This is a genomic window from Mesorhizobium sp. C264A (assembly GCF_040324515.1).
In the GTDB taxonomy this organism is placed as follows: Bacteria; Pseudomonadota; Alphaproteobacteria; order Rhizobiales; family Rhizobiaceae; genus Mesorhizobium.
In genome coordinates this window covers 2,132,663-2,153,163 of the sequence record NZ_JAMYVY010000001.1, presented here as the reverse complement: position 1 = coordinate 2,153,163, position 20,501 = coordinate 2,132,663, and the positions used below count along the sequence as shown (strand labels likewise).

Sequence of the window (20,501 nt, the reverse complement as noted above, 5' to 3'; positions counted from 1 at the left end):
CGTAGTCCACGTGGCGAAACCCGATATCTGGTTGGAAATCGTCGCGGAAAACTCCGGCGAGACCGGTCAAAAAATGTGCTCAGTTGTCGAAAGGGTCGGGGGACAATGTGTCGACCACTGACTATGTGGTCTGGAGAACCCTCCATTCGGCTTTGACGCTGCCCTAGTCTTTCAGTACAGGCACCCCACTCCCCCCGACTGACGGCGGTCTGGAAGTGACATCAATATATGCCGGGGTGGATACGCAAATCTTGGCGCTTGCACGGGCACCCTCTGACAGGGCATGATTCCCTGGGTTAGGCATCGCCTAATAGAAGCATGGCAACTGTGTCACAGATAAAGTCAAAAATACTGCGCCGTGAGATAGCTCCGGGCGACTACGAACTCTACAAAGCCGCTCTGGAGTGGGATCTAACCGATCCCATTGTGATCGAAAATCGCGACGATCTAAAATCTGCATACCGTTGGCGCGACCGCATAGAGCCGTTTCATCATCAGGTAACAAACCTGATGACATTTTGCCGTCGCCTGCCGGTCACGCTGCTTGCTGATGACGTTGGGCTAGGGAAGACCATCAGCGCCGGACTTGTAATGTCCGAGCTCGCTGCGCGTGGTCGCCTTTCAAAGGTGCTAGTGGTTTGCCCGAAGCTTCTAGGGCCTCAATGGAAGGAAGAACTCGAAACCAAATTCGACATTCCGGCCCAGGTGGTGACGGGCCGTGATCTGACCAGAGCGAATCCCAAGGAGTTTGGCGCCATCATAACAACCTATAATTCTGCGCGTCTTTATCTGAAGGACATACCGGCCGACCGCTTTCAAATGCTGATCCTCGACGAGGCGCACAAGCTTCGCAATCTTTATGGCGTTGGCAGTCCTCCAAAAGTTGCCCTCACATTTCAGAAGGCGCTTCTGGAGCGGCGCTTTCGATATGTCCTCATGCTCACTGCCACGCCAATTCAAAATCGCCTGTGGGACCTGTATTCCTTGGTTGACCTACTCAGTGTCGCTCGGGGCCATCAAAATCCGTTTGGCAGCGAAGGTATTTTCGCCCGAAAATTCATTGCAGATGATCGCGACAAGGCACGCAGGCTAAAGCCTGAATCAAAAGAGGAATTCCGTTCGATCATCTATGGCTACATGTCCCGGGTCCGCCGCGGCGACGCAAAACTGTATTTTCCTGATCGCGTCGTGCAAATGCATAAAGTTACGCCCACACAAGGGGAATTGGATCTCATCGAAGCCATTTCGAAACCCATTCAATCCCTTAATCGCCTTGCCCAAATTTCGATCCTGCAAGCGCTCACGAGCAGCCCCGACGCCTTGTTGGCCCAGCTCGTAAACATGGGAAGGAATGGCACAGTCCCGGCCGATCTCGTAACGACGGTGAAAGGCATCGTCGGGCGCATGACGCGTTCTGCGAAACTCGATGGCTTGGGGAATTTAATTGAGCGGCTGAAGGAACAGAACCCTGAGAAATGGAGACTTGTCGTGTTTACAACGCGGCGGGAAACCCAGACGACGATCGAGGCCTTCTTGTCAGGACTGGGCTTAAAAGTAGGGCTCATCAATGGGAGCACGGGCGGAAGAAATCAGGAAATGCTTAAGGCCTTTCGCGCCAATCCGCCCGGGCTCAACGTTATCGTCTCTACGGAGGCCGGCTCTGAAGGTGTAAACCTTCAGGTTGCGAATGTGCTCGTCAATTTCGACCTCCCGTGGAATCCCATGATCGTCGAACAGCGCATTGGCCGCATCCAACGTTTGGCTTCTGAGCATGCAAGCGTCGGGATCTTCAACATGGTTCTGACAAGCACTTTCGAGGAGTACATTGTCGGGCGGCTGATGGAGAAACTGCAGCTCGCATCACATGCCATAGGAGACATTGAATCGCTTCTCGAAGCCTCTGGCGTTGGAGGAGACGATGATGAAAATGGCATGGACGAAAAAATCCGTGCCCTTGTTGTCGCCGCGTTGGCCGGGAAGGACACGGAAGCCGCGGTTCGACTTGCCGACCAAAGCATTGAGAACGCAAAGTCAGAACTGGAACGAGAACGTTCTAATATCGATTCCATGCTTGGCAGCCTCGATGGTGCGGAACATATCGGGCCGCGTACTCCTTCGTTGCCTGACGTCAAACGCTCGATGGGGGCCAAGGAGTTTGTGCGCGCCGCCTTCATAGCTTTGGGCGGTAAGATTACCGAAGTGGGGCCGGACATCGTGCTGGTGGACCATGACGGACACCGCGAACGCGTCCTGTTTGATGGTCAGGCTGAAGAGGACTCGAAGGGTACCAAATATGTTCCCGGCAGCGCAGCGTTTGCCCGATTGGTGACCCGATTGGCCTCCACTGGCGTGCACAAAGTCAATGACCAGTTGCCTGACGCTGAACGCGCGACGATGGAAGTCGGACGAAATTGGATTCAGGAGTTTGGGGGGGTCCCTAAATTTCTGGCGGTGACTGAAGGGCGTCGCTCTTTTATCGGCAATGCGCTTGTCAGGGTTCGTGCGACGGTTCAGCACGACAGCTATGAGCGACTGGTGGATGTGGAATGTACCCGCGATCAGCATATCACTATCGGTGGCAGATCTGCGCTAGCACCGGTCGCTCCGATACTCGAGAACGCAAGTGACCTCGGAGTAGACAGCGACATAGTGATGGCATTGGCCAAAGATGACGCCGGGATTGCAGAGTTCTGCCGATTCTACCTTGAACGACGCGATGCGGAGGTACATGCAGCTGGTGGCGATGAACGAAAGAGTCACAAGCTATATGAGGAATTCACGCCGCGACTTGAAATGAGCTTTGCTGGTCTCGAAGGGGATCTATCAAAAACTGCGACGATCCGTGTTACCTTTCGTCTCGATGGCGAAAACGAATATTCAAGCATTCTATCGATCGAACCCACTACGCGCGACGTCGTCGAGGCGCCTGAGATGCGAATGTGCGCTACATCAAGGCGTAGGGTTCCCGCGGATTGTCTCGGGCGATGCGCCATCAGCGGCGCCGAAACCATAAAGCATCTGCTTGCCACGTCAGAGATGTCGGCAAGGCAAGCCCTACCAGCCCACACTATCCACTGTAGCGTCAGCGGCAGACTCCTACTTTCCGATGAAGTAGAACAATCGGCCATCAGTGGCTCGTTTGTGGCTCGCGACCTTCTCAAGAGTTCGGAGGTGAGCGGGAAACGGGCTGAGGCTGTTCACTTCGCAAAATGTGATATTACCGGCGCGGATGTTCTTGGCACTGAGCTGATTGTCAGTGACATATCTGGCAAGCGCTATCGCCTCGACGAAACCGCAAGATCGGCGCTGTCTGGTCGTACTGGCCACCGTCGGGAGTTCCTCACCTGCCATGAGACACGGCAGGTGATTTCAAAGGACGAGGCGGAACAATGCGATCTTACGCTTCAGTACGTTCGCCGGGGCGTTCTCGCGACGTGCGCCGTTTCGGGCAGACGCGCTCTTCCGAGTCTAATGGGCCGTTGCAGTCAAACCGGACAGATCGTCCTAACCGCGCTCTTAGTTTCGAGCTCGGTCTCGGCTACCAAGCTGCTCAAAAGCATAGCCGTGGAGTCTGTCGGTGGTACCTATTGCGCACCAAAAGAAACAAAAATTTGTACCTGGAGTGGGGCAAAGGCACATCCTGACGACATCTTGCCTTGCAGCTTAACGGGACAACCAGTCCATGTACGTCACCTGACAGAGACACCTCCCCGTGCGTTAGTGCCTTTGAAAGAAATGCTTGAAGGTGCCCGCCATAATAGCGATGGGATGCAGGCATGGGATGCGCTCACGAAACAACTTGCCGCCGCTATGGGCGGCGGTCGCTGCAAGATCATCGCTGCGACATTATCTGGGACAACAGAAATACTGGCCGCGCGGGCCGAGCAAAGAACCTATCTTGGCCTGAAAACCACGCATGTCGGTGTCCTCTTTGATCTACGCCAGGGCGCGATCGTCGGGCGAATAGCGACCGGAAAGCCAACTGCCAAAGGGTGGCTGCAGGATGCGGCGTAGTTTCGATGCCGATGCAGAGAGGTGCTACGCTACAACGTCATTTCTATGTATCGGCAAAATGCGTTCGCCAACTGCATCTGCCGGGGCGTCTTGCATTCCGCTTCGAATATCTCGGGTGATGCGACAAGGATCGCGAGGCATTTTGCGCGGGAGATCGCGACATTGAAACGGTTCGCGCTGTATAGGAATTCCATGCCGCGCGGGGCATCGGCATGGGTCGACGTCGCCATCGAATAGATCGCGATCGGCGCTTCCTGACCCTGAAATTTGTCGACAGTGCCCACGCGGACGCCGGGATGGCGCTGCTGGATCTCGAAGACCTGCGCGTTGTAAGGCGTGATGATCACGATATCTTCGAGCCTGACTGGCTTCTCGGTCCCATCACGGTCGATCCAACGTGTATTGCTGCTCAGGATCGTCATAACGATCTGCGTTACCACTCCAGCTTCTTCAACCGAATAGCTCTTGTTCCCCACGTGCTCGACAGGGATGTAGCGAAGGCCGGAGCCTTTAATCGGCCCCTCTGACAAGATGACCTGCTTCTCGCAGCCTGCCACCGGGTGGAGCTTGCTTTCGTAAAAGAGCTCAGAATCGAAATCGCAAATGGGTGGATTCATGCGCCAGGTTTCAGCGAGGAACAGTCCGCGATCCGGGTCGATCGTCTGTTTACCACCCAGCACATGCTCCAGCGAGGACACGCCGGTGCCGTCAGGATGCGTTCCCTGCGTCGGCTGATCGAGCTGCTGCGGATCGCCGAGCAGAATGAGCCTCTTTGCCGCGTGCGATACGGCCAGCACGTTCGCCAGGGACATCTGGGCCGCTTCATCAACCACAAGCACGTCGAGAACATCGTGGGCATCGGCCGCGGACCATAGAAAACCTGTTGCGCCCGCGACGTGGCATTGCCCCGACGCCAACTTCGCAAACAAATCGTTGTTGTTTTTTTGCGAACTTCAGATGCGGCTGATCGTCCTCTTTTTCCTTGCCCTTCTGGACGCAGCAAAGGTCCACCTTCATTTCATCCGCCGCCTCTTGAACTTTTTCGAGCAGATTGCGGATCACCTTGTGGCTGTTGGCTGTAATTCCGACTTTCATTCCTCTCTGCACGAAAGCGCAGATCATACGCGCGCCGGTATAGGATTTTCCGGTGCCGGGCGGGCCCTGAATTGGCAGGACGCCGCCTTCGAAATGGGTCGCCAGACGCAATGCGGCGTCGAGCGTATACTCACCTTCATTCTGAATAGGTTGACCATTGACCCGGGGTGGGATGCGCAAAAGAAGATCCCTTGCCGCGAGATACGGGCCGGCTCCGGTAAGGCCGTGGTCGGCGACATGGTCGGCGATGCGGAGCAGACACGCGGCCTGTTCCTTTGATGGAACGATCTCGTGAACATAAATGGCCGCGGGATGAATGTTTGCAGCCGCACCTGCCTTCTTAATGTCGAGCGTTCGCATCTCCGTTGAGATAGAGACGGCCTCACCGAATGGATCGCCGCCGATCGAACGCAGCTTTTTACCCGCCCGAATATCTGTATCCTGCTGCGGGAAGGCATATCGCTGCGTCGGTACACTCACTCTTCCTGTCTTTGGCAGCTCCACGATGTACTCCAAACCAGACAGTGCAGCCCGCTCGTCGAGCAATTCATCGGCGCTTAGTGCTTTGAGCCTGAAATGCTCCCACCATGTCGCCTTGTCCTCACGTCGATGCCAGTCCAGAACATTGGCGAGGATCCACTGGGCATGTTGATCTTCGTTGCGCTCGGCAGGATCGACCGGGATGCCGTCGGTGAGACGCTCTATCAGTCGGTTGACCCGCTCCTGTCTTTCCGAAATCTCTTCGCTCGGTTCGTCCTGTCCAGGTGTCGGGCGCGGGACGACTGTCCCGTTGGATTCAAGGTCGGACCGCAGTGTTTCCAGCCAGTTGCGCAACGCTTCGGTTGAAACGCAGTCATCCTGATTGTAGCCTTGGACGATGTCCCTGTCCTTGGGCGAGATCGAGTCCTTGTCAGCGAGCTCAAGCCCCGCTTGAAGACTGGCGAGTGCGACGTTTGCATCACTGAGTGGTACAACCCGTTCATAGCTATAAAAGGCTTCGAGCCGCTTTATCGAATAGCTCTCCACACTGGCCCGAAGCGCGTTGCGCACGACGCTGTAAAGGTCGACGAACACGAGGCCCCGCAGGAGATCGTCGATCTCATTTTCACGCGACGCGTAGCGGCCCATCAGGCGTTTCAATGCCGCGGGTTCGTACGGCGCAAAGTGGTAAATGTGCAAGTCAGGATAAGTGCTCCTGCGATCCGTAGCGAAATCCACGAAATGCTCGAAGGCCTTTTTCTCCTCCGTCCGATTGAACGCCCAGTCGGCCTGGTAGAGCGGATTGCCGTTCTCATCGCGGAAGTGATATCCAAACAGATATTCGAGGCCGTGCTCGCCAACAAAGGGATCTCCTTCTAGATCGAAGAAGATATCACCGGGAGAAGGCTCAGGAAGCGCGCAAAGGCCAAAACCTGGATGCACGCCCAAGAGCTCATAACGGCGCTCACCTAATTTCCTAGCTTCGAATTGGAGAAGCGCCTGGCTCTTCACCTTCTCATAGGATTGTAACGCGCCACGTTTCGGCTTCCAGGTCATCGGGTTTGGTAGGCCAGCAAGCCCCGCCAGTGTGTCGATGCCGTTTTCGCGCAGCTCTGTGATCTGATTGCGTGATATGCCAGCTACGTAGGAGAGATGATCGTCTGCTCGGCGTTGTTTGTCGGTAAGCGCTCATTTCCCCGCACATTGACGGCCCTTGCAACAACTGATCGCTTTCAGACGGACGCGTCGGGTCAGGCTGCGGCGGCTTTGAGGAAGTTGAAGGGCAGGAGATCGTCGATAGCCACGTTCTCGGGGCGCTGAGGCAGTTCAGTGAGGACGTGGCGCAACCACGCTAACGGCTCGACGCCACAGGCGCGGCAGGTCAACGTCAGGCTGTAGATGACGGCGCTGGCCTTGGCTCCGTCGACGGTATCGCTGAACAACCAACTCTTCCTGCCAGTTGCAAAAATCCTGATGTCACGCTCGAGAAGATTGTTGTCGATCGGCATGCTGCCGTCCTCGGTGTAACGCGTCAGATATCCCCATTGGTTCAGGGTGTAGGACACGGCGTCGCCGAGCTTGCTGTCCGGCAAGACTTTTGGGGCGATGTCGTCGAGCCATGCCTTGAGAGCCTGGAGGATGGGGACACTATGTTGCTGGCGGAAGCGGCGAATGCAGTGATCTCGCGTTTCGCCGTCATCGGGGATTTCGTTCCGCGCCTGCCTTTCAACCCGATAGAGCTGTTCGAAGAACCGGAGTGCCTGTTCCGGCGGGCCGCCGCCTTTCTTCCTCGCCTTTAGGGCATCGACGAAGCGCCGCCTCGAATGGGCCATGCAGCCAAGATGCGTTGCCCCTTCCAGCGTGCGCCAAGCGGAATAGCCGTCGCTCATGACGATGCCGCGGTAATCGCCCAAGAAAGTCTGCGGGTGTATCTGGCCGCGACCCGGTTGATAATCGAGCAGCACGATCGGCTCGTCACTGTCGTGGCCGCTCCGGTATGCCCACATGTACGAGGTGCTGGCGGCCGCTCTGTCCATTTCCTTCAGCACCTGGACCGTGGTCTCGTCGCCATGGATGAGGGGCTGCGATCTGAGCCGCAGCTTCAGGGCGTCATAGATGCGGGAGAGATGCTTTTCGCTCGAGCCGATCACCCAGTGGCCCAGAGCGCCACGGCTGACAGGAACACCCGCGCGCTCGAAGGCCTGCGCCAGGCGGTAGAGCGGTGTGCCGTCGACGTACTTATGAACGAGCGCGAAGGCCAGCGTCGAAGCCGTGGCGATGCTGCCCGGCAAAGGTTGCGCGGGCATCGGCGCGGTCACGACCGGCGTGTTGATGCCGGTACGCTCACAATGGCGGCAAGCATATTTGAACCGCACATTCTGCAGAACCTTCGCCTTCACCTCGATATGAAGCTGCTCGGTAACGGCCTCGCCCATGCGATGCATCTGATGACGGCAGCAAGGACAAGCCTTCTGGTCGTCGGGAAGGTCGTACTCGACACGCTCGCGCGGCAGGTTTTCCGGCAAGGCCTTGCGGCCGCGCTTCTTTCCCGTCGCCCCTTCGGTCGCCGGCAAGCCCGTGTCCGGCAGGACAACGACATCGCCATCTTCGCTGTCGGCGTCATCCTCATCCGCGGCCTGTTCGGCTTCATTGAAGAGGCGGTCAATGTGCTTTTCGCTCTTCGGCGCAAAACGATGCAGTCGTGCAAGCGCCAGCTCTTCCTCGAGTTTGACGACCCGTTCGGCGAGTTGACGGTTCTGCGCCTGCAGCGCAGCAATGCGCGCCATCAACTCTTCAACAGTCGGTTCGCCGGGTCGATTCATCAGATTCTTGAATCGAAAGCATGCCGCCGCGTCAATCGCTCAATTCGAGAGCCCTCAACCGGCAACCTGATATTGCCGCACCGGATGGCGGACCATCGCATCGATATCGATGCCATCGAGGATCCAGTGCAATTGCTCGGTCGTAAGCGTGATCACCGCTGCCTCCCGGCGCGGCCACCTGAACCTGTCCTCGGTCAGCCGCTTCAGGACCAGCACAAAGCCCGACCGATCGAAGAACAGGAGCTTCATCCGGTCGCGACGGCGATTGCAGAACGCAAAAACTGCCGGAGCAAACGGATCGAGCGCCATCGTCTCTTGGACCAGAACCGCGAGGCTGTTGATGCCGGCCCGGAAGTCGATCGGCTCGCGGTGCAGGTAGACTTTCAGGTCAGCGCCCAGTCTGAACATGACCCAGTGCTCCGATGGTCGCCGTCAATGCATCCAGATCACCGCATTCCAGCGTCAACGTCACGCCGTTCGGCAGCGACGCGCTCACCTTGGCTGGAGAGGACAAATGCGCTGTCCTTTTCGATGCCGACCAACGCACCCCATCGCAAGTCTCCGGCAAATCCACCGCAGCCATGCTGCTCTGTCGCAGCAAGGCCCGATCGGAAGTGCTTTCAATCTGAACCGGGATGAACGCAGGTGGCGGGGACGGCGGGAGGGACTGGGTCTCCGCGCGCTTCTTTATCCACTTCCGAAGAAGGTTCGCATTGACCCCATGTTCGAGCGCGAGCCTCGATACCGACACGCCAGGCTCAAGGCAGGCCGAGACAAGACGCTCCTTCGATGCGGCCTCGTATCGGCGTCGCCCGTCCCGACCGACAAGCCTCACCCGCAGTTTCTGCTCATCTTCTTCCATCACAAGGTGTCCACCTATTTCGGTGGACACCTGCATGCATCAGAGCACTCAACAGCAAAAGGTGCGGGGAAATTCGCGCTTACGTTTGTCGCAGCTGTCACTCCAGCGGCAGACATCGCAATGATCGTTGGGTTCCGGATAAGTGTCCCGTCCAGGCTGGCCTTCGGTGACGCGCTCCACTGCAGCTTTCGCCTTACGGAAATAGGCGGCAAAGTCCGCCATTCGATAGGAATGCGGGACGAATTTGGTCCAAGGCGCGACGACATGGGCGAAGTCAGGTTGGTGCTGCTGCATCGCAGCCAGCATCTCGGAATAGAGGCAAAGCTGAAGGACCGTGCCGCCCTTTGTCTCACGCGCGAGCTTCGTGTCGGTAACCTCATACGACCAGCCGCCGAAGACGCTTGGGGTACTGACCCGGCGCAGAATATCTGCGCGGCCGGCCCAGCGGCCGCTGCGCAGCGATCCCTGGACGATGATCTCCCGGCCAGCTTTCATGGCATCAAGGGTCTCTTTGACACTTGCTCCCGCATTATCGACGCCTTCAATTGCGATTACGTCTAGTCCACTGGACCGTAGGTAATCGATGAAGGCCTGCTCATGCCGGAACCCCCGCTCTCTCAGGATTTCAAGAAGCGGATCCCAACGAGACGGTTTAGCGAGCGTGCCATTGATGACCTGAATATCTAGATTGGTTAGATGTCCACAGTTTATGTGGCCGATCAAATCGGTAGCGCTCAACAGTACTTGGTCGTGGATTTTCCTCATCGGATCGAATTCTATCAATCAAACCCGGCGTAATCTATCAACAATCGATGACATAAAGTAATTTTGGCAGATCAAGACACCGCGGTCGAACACAAGGTCGCCCCCGGCGGCGCATACCCGAAGGCAGGTGTGTGTAGGGTCTCCTTGCTAGGTGTGCCAGATTGTCAGCGTCGTCACATCACCTGTCTGCCAGTTGAGCTATCTTGGGCAGCGAACAAGCGCTTGTGAATGTGGAACTCGTTGTAGCCCTCTGCTATAGGCAACCTGTTCAGACGGGGACGAGTGCGCAATGAGACGAAACAAGTTTCTTGACAGGTTGGGCATCGCTGCGCTTCCGAAAACTGACGAAACACAGTTGAGTGCGCGGTCGTTCTGGTGGTGGATTTTACTCGGCCCAGGAAAATTCATTCTTTGGATTCAGTACATGTGGCCCGAACGCGGATCGGGCCCGTTCGGCAGCGCGCGGCGCCGCAATGTACCTCTGGTACAAGTGTTATACAGTCTATCCTTCTACGGTGGCGCTGTGCTTCTGCTCGGGTTTTTATTGTTCTCAAAACATTGAATGAGCAACGGTGATGGCGAGACGGAGCAAAAATCAGGACGGAGGTATAACCTTCGTTTTCTTCGCGATCGTTGTGGTAGGCATCGTTGTCCTCACCATTTTGCTCACTGCGGCGGTATATATGCCGGTGTTGTTGCTGGTTGGTCTCGCGATCTATCAAATCAAGGCAAGTAGCCGGCGGATGGTCAACGAACCAGACGAGCCCACGCTCGCACGTTTGGGCGCAATCGAACGCGAACTTGCCGCATATCTGGGCCGTTGGCACCAGATCAAACATGAGGCCGATGTCGCCGATCTTGCCGTTAACGTCGACGGTACCTTTCATCGGGGCACCAGGTTGGGCAAGCAGTTGAACGCTGAGAAAGAGCAGCTCGGTCCACGCATCGACGAATTAGAAATGGCGGCCGCTGAACTCCGTGCCGCACCGCTTATCAGCTTCCATAAATGGGCTGAAGTCAATGCAATGCGATCGGCAGTTTTGCGAACACTCTTAGTTTACGCGGTGCTGCTAGCCGGATTCTATTTTGTCGTTGCAGGTCCATGGAAAGACCTCGGGTCTTTCACTGCCGGCCACGTACTTTTTCGCACTCGCGACATAAGTGACGCGATCTATGGCAGCGCGATGCTGTCGGGAGCTTCGAGTGCCGCAATTCTTTTTTTCATGCTGCGAAGCCGGAAGGCCAGCATCTTGGCCGCGCGAAGTGACGTTCATCAATGCTGGTCTGATTTCGCTGAGTTTACGGTTGATCCAATTCTCGAATACCAGCATGCCGACGAAAATGTTGGCTATAGGACTGAACGAAGCGAGCGTGGACGGAAATCCACAGTCGATGACCGCGCCTGGCATGAGATACTAGGTGTATCGTCTCGCGCATCAACCTCCGAGATCAACGCTGCGTATCGCGCGAAGATGATGAAGAATCATCCCGACAAAGTCGCTGAGCTCGACGACGAATTTCGCGAACTGGCGGAATCTCGGGCAAAACTTCTTAATCGAGCCAGAGCAGAAGCCCTGCGGGCGAGGGCTGGAACGCCCTAATCCATCGTTTCGTTCTCGACGCACTATTCCCTCAGTGTGAAAGGTTAATTTCACACTGAGACCGATGTCGTGAACGCACTGAGTGTGCGTGGAACGACCGGTGCAGCGGATCGGCACACAAAGAGGCAGCAGGGCGACGGATGCCGTATGGACAAGGCCCCTCGACGTGTAGGCTTTCTGGCTCATAGGGTGCCTCAAGGTAACTTCAGGGCTTCAGGGCATACCCCGACTTGACAACGGTTGCCGCTTAGTCCGCAGAAGGAATGGGCCTGCAAGTGGCATCGGGAGGCGGGACGACCCGCCATGCTGGTCTGTGGAGCATGTTCAGAGAAATATTCCCAGATGACACGAAAATCACTATCGCTTGGCGTAGACCATGACCACTCGGCAGCTTGACGCGAAGCCTCTTTCTGATTTGGGGGTATGCGCCAGGCGGATGCGTGGGAACAAACTGGGCTCCCGTCGGACCTCATGCGGTATTCGAGAGGATCTAGTTATGGGCAACCGGTCTCGGAATAGCCGCCTTATCATCGTGCTTGGGTCGGCTTCGGCAACTGAACGTCTTTGGAAAAAATGATCGAAAGCGCAGAACGGTACGACATGGCCTTCAGCACTGGAGGGCTGTTTATCAATGAGTGCATCGCAGTCGCTTCGATATTCGAAGGCACAGAAGACTGGGGCATGGCAGAGGCGCTTTCGGTAGAGAGAAATGTCCTTTCTTTCCGAAAAACGTCCTCGTCTAAACGTACCGTTCGCGAAATTGTAAAGAGATTGCGCAGGCTTAGCCCTCTGGAGCTTGGCCTGCTGCAAGACGGTGAGCGACATGAGCAATTGGCGCTCGCCTGGATTGCTGTTTGCAGAACGTATGGTTTCATTGGCGAATTTGCATCGGAGGTCCTGTTCGAGCGGTACCTGTCTGGCAGGCTTGAATTGACGTATGAGGACTTTGATCTGTTTCTTGGACGGAAGGCCGAATGGCATCCAGAACTCGATCGTCTAAGTTCATCTACCCTGGGAAAGCTACGCCAGGTGTTGTTCCGTATGATGCGCGAGGCGGACATCACGACCGCTGGTGGCCAAATCCAAACATCCAATCTGACGCCGCGACTTGCGAACCTCATCGATATAGGAAACCGGAATGAACTCCGCTTTTTTCCAGGTTCGCGGATCTGATGGAGCAATCCCTATGACCAACGGCATCCATCAGGCGGCAGATCAGAAACGTTTCGATCATCTGCTTGCCGTGCTCTCCAGCGAGCGATTTCTGAAGATGCGCGGGATCGGTAACGAAGTTCCATTCTTTATTTGTCCTTTTGAAACTGCGGATGGCATCCAGATCGAACGATTGAGAACACGGCTCGCAAGCCAGTTGGCAAATCGTGGCGTCACGGTTCTGGAATTCAACCTTTATGATTTGGCCATAGAGTTGCTCAAGGAGCGCGGCATTTGGGAAGACATTCTGGCAGCGGAGCAGGGCGTTTCCAAAGATGAACTGAGAGAGCTTCTTCAAGGTGTTCTGGATCCCGAGACCCATTTGGTTCCTGCGATCGATCGAAGGCTTCGCGAGCAGCAACATGATATTCTCTTCCTGTCAGGCGTCGGGGAGGTGTTTCCATATATCCGGTCTCACAACGTCCTGAACAATCTTCAGAGCGTTGCGAAAGAAAAGCCGACGCTGATGTTTTTTCCCGGGAATTATTCGCACGCACTAGCTACGGGGGCTTCCCTTGAACTTTTCGGGATGCTTCATGACGACAAATATTATCGCGCGTTCAACATATTTCACTACGAGGTTTAGGCAGCCATGACCGTGCTAGTCCGCGAAATCTTCCTAAAGCCAGTTGACCGCGCGATCGAGGGCGTCATCAAGGCAGACGACGACGCCAGCCTTCGTATCGAGCTCGACGAGTACGTGATCACGAAAGAGATCGAGAAGCGGCTCGGACATTTTTTGGATGCCTACAACAATTATGAGACGGCGAACGGCGTCTGGATCTCGGGCTTTTTCGGTTCGGGCAAATCCCATCTTTTGAAAATGCTGGCACTCCTGCTGGAGAACAGGCAGGTCGACGGTAGGTCCGCCCTTGATATCTTTCTCGATAAATGCGGAGACAATGAAATCCTGCGCGGCGACCTGAAACGCGCCGTTGGGATCCCCTCGCGCAGTGTTCTGTTCAACATCGACCAGAAAGCAGATGTCATCAGCAAGACCCAGGTGGACGCGCTCCTCGCCGTCTTCCAGAAGGTCTTCGACGAGATGGGTGGATACTATGGCAAGCAGGGGCATATTGCCCAGTTCGAGCGTGATCTCGATAGCCGCGGACTCTGGATGCCGTTCAAGGAAGCCTACAGGAAGATTGCGGGCAAATCCTGGGAGCGGGGCCGCGAGCAGGCATTGCTTGAAGCGCAAAACATCGCCAGGGCCTATGCGGAAGTGACTGGCAATGATGCTGCGGCCGCCGATGGGATCCTCAAGAAATATCGTGACGACTACAAGGTCTCGATAGAGGATTTCGCCGCGCAGGTGAAAGCCTACATCGATACACAAGGGCCGGACTTTCGGCTGAATTTCTTCGTTGATGAGGTCGGCCAATATATCGCCGAGAGCACCAAGCTCATGACGAACCTGCAGACAATTGCAGAAAGCCTGAACACAAAATGCCGCGGTCGCGCCTGGATCATCGTTACGGCGCAGCAGGACATGAATTCCGTCATCGGCGATATGACTCAGCGCCAGGAAAACGACTTCTCCAAGATCCAGGCCCGCTTCGCCAACCGGATGCCGCTCAACAGCGCCGATGTTGCCGAGGTTATTCAGGAGCGCCTGCTCAAGAAAACCGAGGCTGGCGTCGAGGTGTTGTCAGACCTCTACCATGTCGAGGCCAATAATTTCAAAACCCTCTTCGATTTCACCGATGGCTCGATCCGCTTGAGGAATTTTGCGGATAGGGATCACTTTATTAGAAGCTACCCGTTCATTCCCTACCAATACGAATTGTTCCAGCAGACGATCCAGGCGCTGTCCCAGCACAACGCCTTTGAAGGCAAACACAGTTCTGTCGGCGAGCGCTCCATGCTCGGCGTCTTCCAGGAGGTTGCGGTGCATATCGCCAGCCTTCCGGTTGGCGACATCGCCACCTTCGACCGCATGTTCGAGGGAATTCGGGCGGCCCTGAAGTCGAACGTTCAGCAATCGATCCAGGTAGCGGAACGCAATCTTGGCAACGATTTCGCCGTACGCGTCCTGAAGGCGCTATTTCTCGTCAAGTATGTCAGGGGTTCAAGGCCAGCCCCCGCAACATCTGCATCCTTATGATGGAGCGGTTCGACACCGATCTGTCCCAGCTGAAGCGACGCATCGAAGAGGCGTTGAACCTGCTGGAGCAGAACACCTACATCCAGCGGAACGGTGATTTCTACGAGTTTCTCACTGACGAAGAAAAGGATGTCGAACAGGAAATCAAGAACGTCGAGATCGACGGGGCAGAAGTCGAGAAGGAGCTGGAGGGACTGATCTTCGACAGCGTGATCAAGACCCGCAAGATCCGTCATGAGAACACGGGGCACGATTATGCCTATGCTAGGTTTCTCGATGACCGGCTCATGGGTCGCGACTACGAATTGTCGATCAACGTGATTTCACCGCTCAATGATGTTGCTGCAAACGCCGATGCGGTGAAGATGCAAAGCCTGTCGCGCGACCAGCTTGTCATTCTTCTGAAGCAGGACAGCCGCTTCATTGGCGATCTGCTGATGTACAAGAAGACCGACAAATACGTTCGCCAGGCGCGCTCTTCTTCTCCGCAGCCTGGCGTCGAGCGGATCATCTCAGAGAAGGCCAGTCAGAACACCACGCGTTATCGCGATCTGACCACCAAGGCCGCAAGCCTTGTTGCGGATGCTCGTCTGTTCGTTCGCGGCGAGGATGTCGAGGTCCGTGGGGAGGATCCGCAGCTTCGGGTTTCGAAGGCATTCCAGACGCTGGTGGATCGCGTTTACACCAATCTCGGCATGTTGCGGGGCATCAAGTATGAAGAGGCCGATGTCGGCAAGTACATCCGCAACGCGGGTGACGGGCTGTTTGGCACCGAAGCCTCGGGGCTGACTGAAGCGGAGCAGGAAATTCTCAACCTCGCACAGGCCAACAACCGCACCGGGATCCGGACAACCGTCAAGGCGATCCTCGAGCGGTTCGAGCGCAAGCCCTATGGCTGGCCCTACAACGCCATCCTTTCCAACACGGTCAGCTTGCTTGGGCGTGGTAAACTGGAGGCGAAGTCTGACAGCAATCAACTTGAGGGTGACAGTCTCGAGAAGGCGCTCAAGAACAGTCACGCACACGCCAATATCGTCGTTGAGCCGCAGGTTGAGTTCTCGCAGGCGCAGATCCGCAAGATAAAGGATTTCTATACGGAATTCTTCGAACGCCAGGCCGCCCCATCAGATGGTAAGGCGCTAGGCAAGGAATTGGCTGAAGGCTTCGCAGAGAGGGTGAGAGAGGTTGAAAACCTGCTGAGTCAGAAAGCTTCTTATCCGTTCCTGATGGGACTGCAGCCTGTGCTGGAGACCTTGAAGGCCGTCAGCGGCAAATCCTCCACCTGGTACATGCAGGAGTTTGGCAACCACGGGGAAAAGCTCCTCGATGCCAAGGAACAGATCCTCGATCCGATCCGCAAGTTCATGAATGGTCCGCAACGAACTATCTACGATGACGCTGCTTCCTTCCTTAGGACCCAGTCGAACAATTTTTCCTACCTCGGCGCGGAACAAGCAGCCGCGGTCAGCGAGGCGCTGGCGGACCCGAAATGCTTCAAGGGAACTTCGATCCAGCAAGTCAAGGATGGCCTCAACAGGTTGCGGGTCGACCTGGAAGCCGCTGTGAAAAAAGAGGTCGTGGCCGCGAGCGCGGACATTGAAGACCTGCGGGCGAAGTTGGGGAGTCTGGAAGAGTTTGGGCGCGTTGACAAAACCATTCGACACCAGGTTGATCAGGCATTCCAGACCGTTCTAGGAGATATTCACGGCGCTACTCTTATTGCCGTTATGCGAGAGAAGACAAACGCCTTCCGCTCCGCCATCTACCCGGATCTGCTTACTCGCGTCACAGCGAATGCGGAGGAGCCGGATCACACGCCCATGGTGGAGGCCCGCGAGCCGCCTTCGGAATTTGACACGACTCCGGGAGGCACACCAAAGCCTGCCCCTAAGCCTGCACCTAAGCCCAGGACCGAGTATGTGGACCGATCGACGATTAAGGTGCCTTTCACAAAGCCGTACATTGCCGATGCGCAGGATGTCGAGGACTACGTCGAGGCCGTGCGCAAGACGCTGCTTTCGGAAATCGCGAGCGGCAAGAGGATTGCCGTCTAAATGGATACGTCGAAACTGAAGAAATTCGCCCCTGAGGCTCGCCGTATGTTGATGGGCCAGGTGGCGTCGAAGATGAAGTCTGTGCTGGCAGAGGGGAGCGCGGCAAGTCGCGAAAACCCGCAAGCGGTGAAGGAACTGCGGGGTCAGACGGCTGCCCATGGCGAGGATCAGGTTATTGAGCAGGTTGCCTATACATGGTTCAACCGCTTTTCTGCGCTCCGTTTCATGGATGCGAACGGCTACAACGGCATCGGCATCGTGTCCCCCGCTGAAGGCCAGACGCGGCCGGAAATATTGGCTGAAGCTGCGGCGGGTCATATCGACGAAGAAATTCCCTCGGCGATCCGGCAGAAAGTGGCTGCGCTGCTGGACGGCCGGACGCCGAGTCGTGATCCGCAAGCGGAAGCCTATCGGTTTCTACTCGTCGCTGTCTGCAATCAGTGGCACGGCGCCATGCCGTTCATGTTCGAGAAGATCGCCGACTACACCGAACTTCTGATGCCTGAGGACCTGCTTTCCGCAGACAGCGTGCTAGCCCGCATGCGAGAGGTGATGACCCAAAATGCCTGCAAGGATGTCGAGATCCTCGGCTGGCTGTACCAGTTCTATATCTCGGAGAAGAAGGACCAGGTCTTCGCGGGCCTCAAGAAGAACCAGAAAATCACGCCGGACAACATTCCGGCTGCTACGCAGCTGTTCACGCCGCACTGGATCGTTCGCTATCTGGTCGAGAACTCACTCGGCCGATTGTGGATGCTCAATCGTCCCGGTTCTCGGCTTCTAGAGCAGATGGACTACTACATCGCGCCGGAGGCGCCTGAGGAGGATTTCCTGCGCGCCTCCTCGCCCGAAGCGATCAAGGTATGCGATCCGGCCTGCGGGTCCGGTCATATGTTGACCTACGCGTTTGATCTGCTCTACGCTATTTATGAGGAAGAAGGGTACGACCCGGCCGAGATCCCAGAGAAGATACTCACTCACAACCTCTATGGCATCGAGATCGACGAGCGCGCGGGCGCACTGGCTGCTTTCGCGCTTGCGATGAAGGCGGCTGGGCGGCGAAAGCGGTTTCTGCGACGTCCCGTGCAGCCGAACGTCTGTGTGCTAGAGAACGTAGCCTTCAAAGATGGCGAACTCGTCGATTACATAACGGAGGTCGGACGCGACCTGTTTACCTCCGACCTTCGCGAGACGCTTGGGCAGTTCAGCGAGGCCAAGAACTTCGGCTCGCTGATCGTGCCTAAACTCAAGGATGCAACCGAAGCCGCCCGGGTGATCGCATCAAACCAGTTCGAGAGCAACCTCTTCCTACGCGACGTACATACTCGCGTTCAGACCGTGCTACGAATGGCGGGCTATTTGACATCGAGATACCACGTAGTTGTTGCAAATCCACCTTATATGGGCGGAAAGGGTATGAACGGCCCCCTGGGGGACTTTGTCAAACTCAACTATGCTGATAGCAAATCTGATCTTATGACATGCTTTATGGAGAGAACGTGGAGATTAACAATCGACAAAGGCTATTGGGGAATGTTGAATATTCCTTCATGGATGTTTATTAGTTCGTTCAAAGAATTCCGAAAGTCATTGTTACTGAGAAATACATTCTGCTCACTTCTGCATTTGGGCAGAGGTATCTTTGGCGCCGATTTCGGAACGGTTGTGTTTTGCTTGAGGCGCGGGCCTCAGATGCACTCTGAGAGAGCTTTTTTTGGTCGACTCTTCAAGGAGAGTGTCAGTGTTCGCAGCCCGGAGAAAATCCAGAAAATATTCTTGAGCAAAGAGTTCGACGGCTACTTTAGGTCGCAGGCTGATTTTGAAAAAATCCCTGGTAATCCAATTTCATATTGGGCCAGCGTGAATGCTGTTGCTGCATTTCAAGGGCAGCCCGCACTTTCGGAAGTCTCCGTGAAACGGCTAGGGTTATGTACTGGGGATAACGAGGCCTTCCTGAGGGGATGGGTTGAGGTCGACTACAAAAAAATTGGGCTAGGGAGGACCTCGAACGAGGACTTCCTGACTTCAGGTTTCAGCTACGCGCCCCACAACAAGGGCGGCGAAAGCATGCGCTGGTATGGGAACCAAGACCTTGTCATAAAATTTGACCAGGCTTCGTATGATGTCCTAGCGGTCTCGTGCAACAAGCTCGCATCGAAAGGCCATTACTTCAGAAAATGTGTGTCCTGGAGTGAAATAGGACACTACTTTGCGGTTAGATATTACCCAACCGGATTTGTGTTTAACATCAAGGGACCTAGCGTTTTTGCGGACGATGAAACGCTTCTAATTCTTCTTTCATACTTTAACTCAGGAACATTTAAGTACCTCCTCGGCTTCGTTAGTCAATCGATGAGCTTTAACGGTGGCGACGTTGAGAAAGTTCCGTTTCCAACCCTTTCTGCAGACAATCGAGCAGAAGTTCTTGCGAATTCAGCTTCCTGCCTTGCAGCAGCTCAAGATATTTACTCAAGTCAGGAGATTTCGTGGGATTTCAAAACACTCCCGCTGCTCTCATCCGAACATCGGCAACCAACTTTGGCCGAGACCTATGCCCATCTCCGAGCCCATTTGGGGGGCATGACCGATGAGATGCAGCGGCTGGAGGAAGCGAACAACCGCATCTTCATTGACGCCTATGGCCTGCAGGAGGAACTGACACCCGAAGTTCCGCAGGAGGAAATCACCCTCACCTGCAACCCGGCGTACCGCTATGGGAACAACAAAACCGCAGTGGAGCTTGAGGAGCTTCTGCTTGCCGACACCATGCGCGAATTTCTCTCCTATGCGGTCGGCTGCATGTTCGGCCGCTACAGCATCGACGCTCCCGGCCTTATCCTCGCCAACCAGGGTGACGGTATCGAAAAATATCTGGCGAAGGTGCCAAACCCGACATTCACGCCCGACGCAGACAACGTGATACCGGTTCTCGATGGCGACTGGTTTGCCGACGATATAACCGAGCGTTTCCGTAAGTTGCTGCGCGTGACATTTGGCGAGGAGCGTTTTGCAGAAAACCTCGCCTTCATCGATAACGCGCTCGGTAAGGACATCCGCAAATACTTCACCCGCGATTTCTACAATGACCATGTGAGGCGATACAAGAAGCGGCCGGTCTATTGGCTGTTTTCCAGTCCAAGGGGCACGTTCAACGCCTTGATCTACATGCACCGCTATCGCCCCGACACGGTGAGCGTCGTGCTCAACGGGTATCTCCGCGAATACCGAACTAAGCTTGAGGCAGAGCGCCGAAATCTGGAAGCTCTCTCGATCAGTTTGGATGCCAGCCAGAGCGAAAGGACCAACGCGCTGAAGGAGATCCAGAGGCTCGGACCCATGATCGACGAGCTAGACGAATACGAGCGCGAGACGCTCTTCCCGCTGGCAACGCAGAAGATTGAGATCGACCTCGACGATGGTGTGAAAGCCAACTATCCAAAGCTCGGCGCAGCCCTGAAACCCATCAAGGGATTGGCCGACGCGGAAGAATGA

Annotated in this window: 11 protein-coding genes and 1 pseudogene; 6 read left to right on the top strand and 6 right to left on the bottom strand. The window is 55.8% G+C overall.

The genetic code is table 11. The features are described 5' to 3' along the window. Positions 1-318: 318 nt before the first annotated feature. On the top strand, positions 319-4,014 hold the full coding sequence (locus NKL04_RS10560) for an SNF2-related protein (RefSeq protein ID WP_352723678.1): 3,696 nt from the start codon (positions 319-321) through the stop codon (positions 4,012-4,014). Positions 4,015-4,043: 29 nt separating this feature from the next. Here the strand turns inward: NKL04_RS10560 and NKL04_RS10555 are convergent, their stop codons facing one another. From NKL04_RS10555 to NKL04_RS10530, 6 genes are all read right to left on the bottom strand, one after another. Continuing rightward, complete coding sequence (locus NKL04_RS10555; RefSeq protein ID WP_245271395.1) at positions 4,044-4,853, bottom strand: DEAD/DEAH box helicase; 810 nt, start codon at positions 4,851-4,853, stop codon at positions 4,044-4,046. Further along, positions 4,840-6,708 (bottom strand): TM0106 family RecB-like putative nuclease, encoded by a 1,869-nt coding sequence (locus NKL04_RS10550; protein WP_245271405.1) that lies wholly within the window; start codon positions 6,706-6,708, stop codon positions 4,840-4,842. Before NKL04_RS10550 ends, NKL04_RS10555 begins: the two co-directional genes overlap by 14 nt. Positions 6,709-6,839: 131 nt before the next feature. Then, positions 6,840-8,411, bottom strand: coding sequence for an IS66 family transposase (tnpC, locus tag NKL04_RS10545; RefSeq protein WP_023700918.1), 1,572 nt, complete (start codon positions 8,409-8,411; stop codon positions 6,840-6,842). A 54-nt stretch (positions 8,412-8,465) separates the two neighbouring features. Beyond that, positions 8,466-8,819, bottom strand: coding sequence for an IS66 family insertion sequence element accessory protein TnpB (tnpB, locus tag NKL04_RS10540; RefSeq protein ID WP_023700917.1), 354 nt, complete (start codon positions 8,817-8,819; stop codon positions 8,466-8,468). Next, complete coding sequence (gene tnpA, locus NKL04_RS10535; RefSeq protein ID WP_023700916.1) at positions 8,800-9,273, bottom strand: IS66-like element accessory protein TnpA; 474 nt, start codon at positions 9,271-9,273, stop codon at positions 8,800-8,802. Before tnpA ends, tnpB begins: the two co-directional genes overlap by 20 nt. A gap of 48 nt (positions 9,274-9,321) precedes the next feature. Continuing rightward, positions 9,322-10,038, bottom strand: a complete 717-nt coding sequence (locus tag NKL04_RS10530) for a PD-(D/E)XK nuclease family protein (RefSeq protein WP_023700915.1) — start codon at positions 10,036-10,038, stop codon at positions 9,322-9,324. A gap of 575 nt (positions 10,039-10,613) precedes the next feature. On the opposite strand from NKL04_RS10530, the gene NKL04_RS10525 reads away from it, so the two are divergent. The 5 genes and pseudogenes from NKL04_RS10525 to pglX all read left to right on the top strand — a co-directional run bounded on the left by NKL04_RS10525 (position 10,614) and on the right by pglX (position 20,501). Then, positions 10,614-11,639 carry a J domain-containing protein gene (locus tag NKL04_RS10525; protein WP_023700914.1) on the top strand — a complete coding sequence of 342 codons (1,026 nt, stop codon included), beginning with the start codon at positions 10,614-10,616 and terminating at the stop codon, positions 11,637-11,639. A gap of 573 nt (positions 11,640-12,212) precedes the next feature. Further along, positions 12,213-12,812 (top strand): DUF1819 family protein, encoded by a 600-nt coding sequence (locus NKL04_RS10520; protein WP_023700913.1) that lies wholly within the window; start codon positions 12,213-12,215, stop codon positions 12,810-12,812. A 13-nt stretch (positions 12,813-12,825) separates the two neighbouring features. Further along, a complete protein-coding gene (locus NKL04_RS10515) occupies positions 12,826-13,437 on the top strand; it encodes a DUF1788 domain-containing protein (protein WP_023700912.1) in 612 nt (203 codons plus the stop codon). A gap of 6 nt (positions 13,438-13,443) precedes the next feature. Further along, positions 13,444-17,009 (top strand): annotated as a pseudogene (gene brxC / locus NKL04_RS10510) (BREX system P-loop protein BrxC). Next, positions 17,010-20,501 carry a BREX-1 system adenine-specific DNA-methyltransferase PglX gene (pglX, locus tag NKL04_RS10505; RefSeq protein ID WP_023700910.1) on the top strand — a complete coding sequence of 1,164 codons (3,492 nt, stop codon included), beginning with the start codon at positions 17,010-17,012 and terminating at the stop codon, positions 20,499-20,501.

Coding starts and splice junctions, on each gene's coding strand:
- NKL04_RS10560 (WP_352723678.1), top strand. CDS start 319: ATGGCAACTGTGTCACAGATAAAGTCAAAAATACTGCGCCGTGAGATA.
- tnpC (WP_023700918.1), bottom strand. CDS start 8,411: ATGAATCGACCCGGCGAACCGACTGTTGAAGAGTTGATGGCGCGCATT.
- tnpB (WP_023700917.1), bottom strand. CDS start 8,819: ATGTTCAGACTGGGCGCTGACCTGAAAGTCTACCTGCACCGCGAGCCG.
- tnpA (WP_023700916.1), bottom strand. CDS start 9,273: ATGGAAGAAGATGAGCAGAAACTGCGGGTGAGGCTTGTCGGTCGGGAC.
- NKL04_RS10530 (WP_023700915.1), bottom strand. CDS start 10,038: ATGAGGAAAATCCACGACCAAGTACTGTTGAGCGCTACCGATTTGATC.
- NKL04_RS10525 (WP_023700914.1), top strand. CDS start 10,614: ATGGCGAGACGGAGCAAAAATCAGGACGGAGGTATAACCTTCGTTTTC.
- NKL04_RS10520 (WP_023700913.1), top strand. CDS start 12,213: ATGATCGAAAGCGCAGAACGGTACGACATGGCCTTCAGCACTGGAGGG.
- NKL04_RS10515 (WP_023700912.1), top strand. CDS start 12,826: ATGACCAACGGCATCCATCAGGCGGCAGATCAGAAACGTTTCGATCAT.
- pglX (WP_023700910.1), top strand. CDS start 17,010: ATGGATACGTCGAAACTGAAGAAATTCGCCCCTGAGGCTCGCCGTATG.